Origin of the sequence: Planktothrix sp. FACHB-1355, assembly GCF_014748295.1 — a bacterium.
Lineage (GTDB): Bacteria > Cyanobacteriota > Cyanobacteriia > Cyanobacteriales > Aerosakkonemataceae > Aerosakkonema > Aerosakkonema funiforme_A.
Map to the genome: position 1 here is coordinate 1 of NZ_JACJUP010000303.1, position 6,255 is coordinate 6,255.

Below are 6,255 nucleotides of genomic sequence, written 5' to 3' on the forward strand. Positions count from 1 at the left end.
CAAATAAACTTTTGCAACTTTGCTCGCTTGCAAGTAATGAATAAACAAACACTAAATTATTCTCAACAGATGCTCGCTCTCGTGCGAGCGAAGGAATGGTGGTCATACAAGCTGGCTCCTGTTCTAGGAACTGCCTATGCTAGTGCTGCAATTTCAAACATATCCTTAATTTCGCTTGGGAGTACGTTTTTATTTCTCCTGATTGCTCTAGCAATCGGTGCAAGCTACGCCAGTGTAATTAACAATTTATGCGATCGAGAAGAAGATCGAATCAGTGGCAAAGCTAACTACTTTATAGGGCGCTCTAATTTATTTAGAGCTTTGGTTACGATCGCGTGTATTGTACCAGGTTCGATCGTATCGGGACTATTGATTCAAATTCCTTTAGCGTTGATCGTTTATATAGGAAACTGGCTACTCTTCACGATTTACTCTGTACCACCTATCCGTCTGAAAAACCGAAGTTTTTTGGGTGTTTTAGCAATGGCAGTAGGAGAAAGTTTGGTGCCGCAAATATTTGCTGTATTTTTAGTCGCTCATCATACTGATAAGCCACTATCAATAGCGTGGGTAACAACGATCGCTATTTGGGCATTGGCATCGGGATTTAGAAGTATTCTTTGGCATCAGATAGTTGATTTTGAAAACGATCGTCGTGCTGGTATTAATACATTTGCTGTAAATACTTCTACACAAACGTTGCAAAGACTCGGTAAATGGGTTGTCTTCCCCGCAGAATTTGGCTCTCTTACGATCATATTACTACTCTCCAATAATATCTTCACTTGGACTTTTCTAGGCTTTTATTTAGTAACGGAATGGCTGAGACACTATTTTTGGCAATTAGATATCGTCATTGTTAAGCCTACTGAGAATCACAGACTTTTTCTATTTGAATATTACGATGTATTCTATCCTCTGGGATTTTTGTGCTTGACTGGCTGGAGAAATCCTGCAAATCTAATTATTTTAGGAATACACTTATTATTTTATTATCAACGTCTATGGTTTTGGATAAAAGATTTATGGGGTTTACTTAGATGGGAGATTCCCACCAAACTACAAAAGCATATATAATAATATTAAAGAGCGCATTAATACTAAATTCCTGGAAAAATATGAAAATTGAACAAGTTTTAGAAACTTATGATGAAGCCTATGCAGAGGCTTACAATCAAAAATTTCTGACAGATATTCACTCGCAGACAAAAACAGCTTCTGAGCTTCAGATATTAACAGAACTTTTGCGCGAGAAAGGCAGTACAGTTCGTTGGTTGGATGTTGCCTGCGGTACAGGGTACTATCTCAGTTGTTTTCCAGAAGTACAGAGAGCAGGTTTGGACATTTCACAAGCAATGCTTAATATTGCCAAAATAAAAAACCCTAATATTCCATTAATTCAGGGAAATTTTAGAGATAAATCGCTGATTAATAAAGGAGAATGGGATGTCATTTCCTCAATGTGGTGGGCTTACAGCTTTGCAGAATCTATATCAGAAATTGAGCTATTGATCGAAAATATCTCTGATTGGTTGACTGATGATGGTGTTTGCTTTATGCCCATCTGCGAACCTTCTAAAAATCTTTACAGCGATCCAACAAAAGTTCCTTATGTAGCATTTGAAGATGCGCCAGCTTATGGGGGAAAAATTTTAGTCACTGGCGTGATGTGGTCTTGGATTCAGCCGAATGGTAAACGCCATGACAATATGCTGGTTCCTCAAATAGAATACATGATTGAACTATTTAAGAAGCATTTTCAGACTGTGGAGAGTATTGAATATGCCAAAGGTTTTTACTGGGGGATTCTGGCAGCTAAAAATGCAAGGCAGTTTGAGAGTATCCGAACTCAGTTAATGAAGGAATCCCAATCTATTGCCGATGGAAGCGATCGAATACCTACTGACATCCCACCTGTTGATACTGCAAACTTTTTGCAGCGCCTTATTCGCAAGTTATTCCGTAGGTAGAAACAAAAATTTTAAATTCAGTAGGAGATCGACTTGACATAAATGCTTCTATACTTTAGCTTAAGTTGCCACAAATCCCAACTATCCCTAAGTATTGACTTTGATTTTTTTTACAGCTATAGTCAAGATTGTGCAAAATATCAAATTTGCACTCAGACTGCCATCAAAAAAATCAAAAAATTCCCACATTTGCTTTAATTAAATGTTATTCGATCGTGGTAAGCAGGTTGTCTTTATCAGTTCTTGTCCCGAACCTTGGGGCGGTAGTGAAGAACTTTGGGCATCTGCGGCGCAAATTTTAGCAGAAAAAGGTCAAAAAGTAAAGGCGTACAAAACACTTGTAGTCGATCGACACTCCCGTATCCTAAAGCTACAATCTTCTGGAATACCTGTAGTAGACATCTATCGTCTGAACTTTTCCAGGCAACTTCGATACTTGAACAGGATCATACCTGGCAGATGGCAATTTTTACCGTTAGATCCGATCGATATTATCCTAGCTCATCAATTGAAACAGTTGCAGCCCGATCTAGTAGTAATTTCTCAAGGTGAAAATTTTGACGGTTTGAGATTTGCTAATATTTGTTTTCGCCAGAAATTACCATATATAATTGTTTGCCAAAAAGCAGTTGATTACTACTGGCCACACGATGAAATACGTCCAGTAATGCAGGAAGTATTTCGCAGTGCTAAACGCTGTTTCTTTGTGGCAGGACACAATTTATCTCTGACGGAAGCTCAGATAGGAGAAAAACTGAACAATGCGGAAATTGTGAGAAATCCTTTTTGCGTTAGTCGCTCCAACTTGCTACCTTGGTGTGATATTAATGATGGTTTCTACCTAGCTTGTGTGGGTCGGCTGTTTATCTATGATAAAGGACAAGACATTCTGTTAAAAGTATTAGCTCAAGAAAAATGGAAACAAAGAAAGCTTTATGTCAATTTTTTCGGACAAGGAATTCATCGGGAAGCGTTAATTGGTATGGCTAAATACTTGAATATTACTAATGTTAGTTTCCCTGGCTTTATTGAAGACATTACTGAAGTTTGGCATCATCATCACGCTTTAATATTACCCTCAAGATGTGAGGGTTTACCATTAGCTTTAGTAGAAGCAATGATGTGTGGCAGGTTGGGAATTGTTACAGATGTAGGTGGGATACCAGAAATAATTGAAGATAATGTAACTGGATTTTTAGCTGCTGGAGCTAATTTTCATGCCTTAGATGAAGCTATGGAAAGAGCTTGGAGTCAACGCTATGAATGGGAAAAAATAGGACAAAAAGCAGCACGGTCTATCCGAAGTATAATCAAATCCGATCCAAGTGAATATTTTGCTACTAGGTTAATGGAAATAATTTCGGAAATAGAAACTGGAAGTTTGCGATCGCAATCTGGACAGTTGATCCGTTAATTATGCAACGCCAAAGAAGTTACATACTATTTCAAAGGATTTGCGATCATCTGCATACCTAATGGTGCGGTTACAGTAAAACCATGACGCACAGGAGTTACAGGACGCTTGTTAACTAGAGATACTTGAAAGCGTGATAGGATTGTACCTAGAATTAATTTCATCTCATACTGGGCAAACGCAAACCCTATACAACGACGGTTTCCACCGCCAAATGGCAAGAACTCGTAAGGGGAAAATTGTCTTTCTAAGAATCGTTCTGGCTTGAACTGGTTTGGTTGTGGGTAGGTTTCTTCACGATGGTGTGCTATATAAATACTGGGCATGACGATTGTTCCCTTCGGCAGTTTGTAGCCCATAATCTCTATCGGATATTCTACCGCTCGAAAACTCCCGTCAATTCCAATAGGGTATATTCGCAGGGTTTCTTGGCAAACGGCTGTAAGATAAGGCAATTTGGAAATGACATTTGGGTCTGGATGATCGCCAACAGTTTCAAGTTCTCTGTGCAGTTTGTTACCCACCTGTGGTGTGTAAGCAACCCAATAAAACGCCCAAGTTAAAGCTGAGGCTGTGGTTTCGTGTCCCGCAACCAGTAGCGTCATTAACTCATCATTGATTTCCCGATCTGACATTCCCTGACCGTTCTGGTCAGTAGCACACATCAATAAACTAAGAATATCTTGACGATCTTTCTTCAATTTTGCACGACGTTCTTGAATTAAAGCATGAATGAGATCGTCAACTTGTTTTCGTAAGCGGACTATCCTACCCCAAGGACTCCACGCACCCAAATCTTTTTGTATAAAAGGAAGAAATATGGCGCTGGACATTAAGGGAGAATTGATTGCATCCAATAGAGAAATCAGCGTCAGTCTGAGTTTTTGAAACTCCGGTCCTTCTTCCAACCCGAACACCACTCGCAACATAACACGTAGAGTGATTTCTAGGATTGACGCACGAATAGTGAAAGGTTTTCCCATCTTCCAGTTGTTACTGACTTGCTGACTAATTTCACAGATAGTCTCACCATAGACTCGCATTCTTTCTCCATGAAACGGAGGGGTTAACAATTGGCGTTCACGCTGGTGACGATCGCCATCCAGCATAGTCAGGGAGTTATCACCGAGCAAAAATCGTAAATATTCCGATCCTCCTCCAGTCTTAAATTGCCCGGGATCGGCAGTAAAAATTTGTTGTAGTGCTTCAGGATGACCGAAATAAACATATTTTGTCCCATCACGAGTCGTTATAGTAAAGCGATCGCCATAGGTTTTAAACAAATCTTCCACATATTGCACTGGTTGAAAAATCAATTTCAGAATCCGCAGAATTTCTGGTATTTGAGGTTCTGGAGGAAGGGTGTTAATTGTTTGCATAAAACTGTAAAACTGTGTGGATCGGATTAAATCTTTATCAGTAGCACGATAATCAATATGCACGCGGCTGCATAATTTTTCCACGATTCAGCCAGCCATATTTATTTGGACAAAATCTTTACTCCCATTTCGTTGGAATATAGAACAGATATTTATAACTTCTAGCAAAATTTAATTGCAGATCATTATATCCTTTAACTTCAAAGTAAACGGGTTTATCTTGGTATCCTTTGAGGGCTAGTGTATCATAAATATCATTTTCTATTATTGAAATTTTTAATTGATATTTCCCTGGTAAAAGTGGTAGTTTATCTACAAAACAACAAAATTGATTCTGTCCTTTCTTGAGTTTATAGTATTCTTCACCATACTTTCCCATCATCATACCCATCGGGAATAATTCGTCTGTCCCTACAGAAAAAGCGATTATTACAGCATAATCATCCAGTTGTGAATTACAAGTCATTTGGAATTTGACTTTACTACCTGAAGTAATTTCTTTTCCATCTACAGCAGTTACTTCTACTTCCTCAATCTCAACTAAGCCCAATTTTTCTCCAGGTACTAAATCTTCATCTATTGGTTGGGGAGATTGATCAATTTGAATTGTTGGTGCAGATGAATTTGAGTTATTTTTTCTGGCTAACATTAATTCATTATATGTGTAAATGATTTCATCAGGTTGACCAGTATTATAAACTTGTCCCTGATTAAAAAGAATGACCCGGTGACAAAGTGACTTTATCTGATACATTTCATGGGAAACGACCAATATGGAACCACCATCTTGAATATAATCTCTCAGATAATTTTGAAACCTTTGCTGAAAGCGAATATCGCCTCCTCCTAATGCTTCATCTATGATAAAAACATCTGGTTTTAATTGAGTATAAATAGAAAATGCTAACCTTAATCGCATCCCTGTACTGTATGTACCTACAGGAGCATCAATAAAGGTTTGAATACCTGAATAGTCAATAATATCATTAATCTTATTTTTGATTAGGTTTTCACCTACTCCATACATTGATAATAGATTATATATATTTTCTCGCCCTGTTTGAAGGGAATTTAATCCAGCTTGGCTATCTATCATAATCACTCGATTGGTATACCATCTAACCTGACCTAGAGTGGGGCGTAAAATTCCCATAATTAAGTTAATTAATGTGCTTTTTCCAGCACCATTATGACCAATTAAACCCAGTACCTCACCTGCTCTCAGTTGTAAATTGACATCATAAACAGACCAAAATTCACCAGAACGGAGACGATTTTCTCCTTCGGGTTTGCGGCGAAATTCCCAAAAAATATCTGCAATTGTATAACGGAGTGATAACTTGGGATCGCGACAAAATCGTTTTGATAAATGCTTTGTTTCTAACAGTATTTTTCCCATAATTTAAGTTAGTGAAATTTAAGTTAGCGATCGCTCGATTATATAAGGTAAACATAAACGACAAAATAACCAGCTTACTAAAAGTAAGATTAC

The 6,255-nt window shown here is 38.0% G+C and carries 5 protein-coding genes; 3 read left to right on the plus strand and 2 right to left on the minus strand.

The annotated features are described in order from the left end of the window. The 3 genes from H6S82_RS14400 to H6S82_RS14410 all read left to right on the plus strand — a co-directional run. Positions 1-1,077 (plus strand): UbiA family prenyltransferase (locus tag H6S82_RS14400; RefSeq protein WP_206756867.1); only part of this gene is annotated, 1,077 nt, incomplete at its 5' end. 41 nt (positions 1,078-1,118) lie between these two features. Beyond that, complete coding sequence (locus tag H6S82_RS14405) at positions 1,119-1,970, plus strand: class I SAM-dependent methyltransferase (RefSeq protein ID WP_190475041.1); 852 nt, start codon at positions 1,119-1,121, stop codon at positions 1,968-1,970. A 202-nt stretch (positions 1,971-2,172) separates the two neighbouring features. Beyond that, positions 2,173-3,384: a glycosyltransferase family 4 protein gene (locus H6S82_RS14410; protein WP_190475040.1), complete on the plus strand. Its 1,212-nt coding sequence runs from the start codon at positions 2,173-2,175 to the stop codon at positions 3,382-3,384. A gap of 26 nt (positions 3,385-3,410) precedes the next feature. On the opposite strand, the gene H6S82_RS14415 is transcribed toward H6S82_RS14410, so the two are convergent. Beyond that, positions 3,411-4,763, minus strand: a complete 1,353-nt coding sequence (locus H6S82_RS14415) for a cytochrome P450 (RefSeq protein WP_190475038.1) — start codon at positions 4,761-4,763, stop codon at positions 3,411-3,413. A gap of 118 nt (positions 4,764-4,881) precedes the next feature. Continuing rightward, entirely contained in the window at positions 4,882-6,162 is a 1,281-nt protein-coding gene (locus H6S82_RS14420; protein ID WP_190475036.1) for an ATP-binding cassette domain-containing protein, read from the minus strand. Positions 6,163-6,255 lie beyond the last annotated feature (93 nt).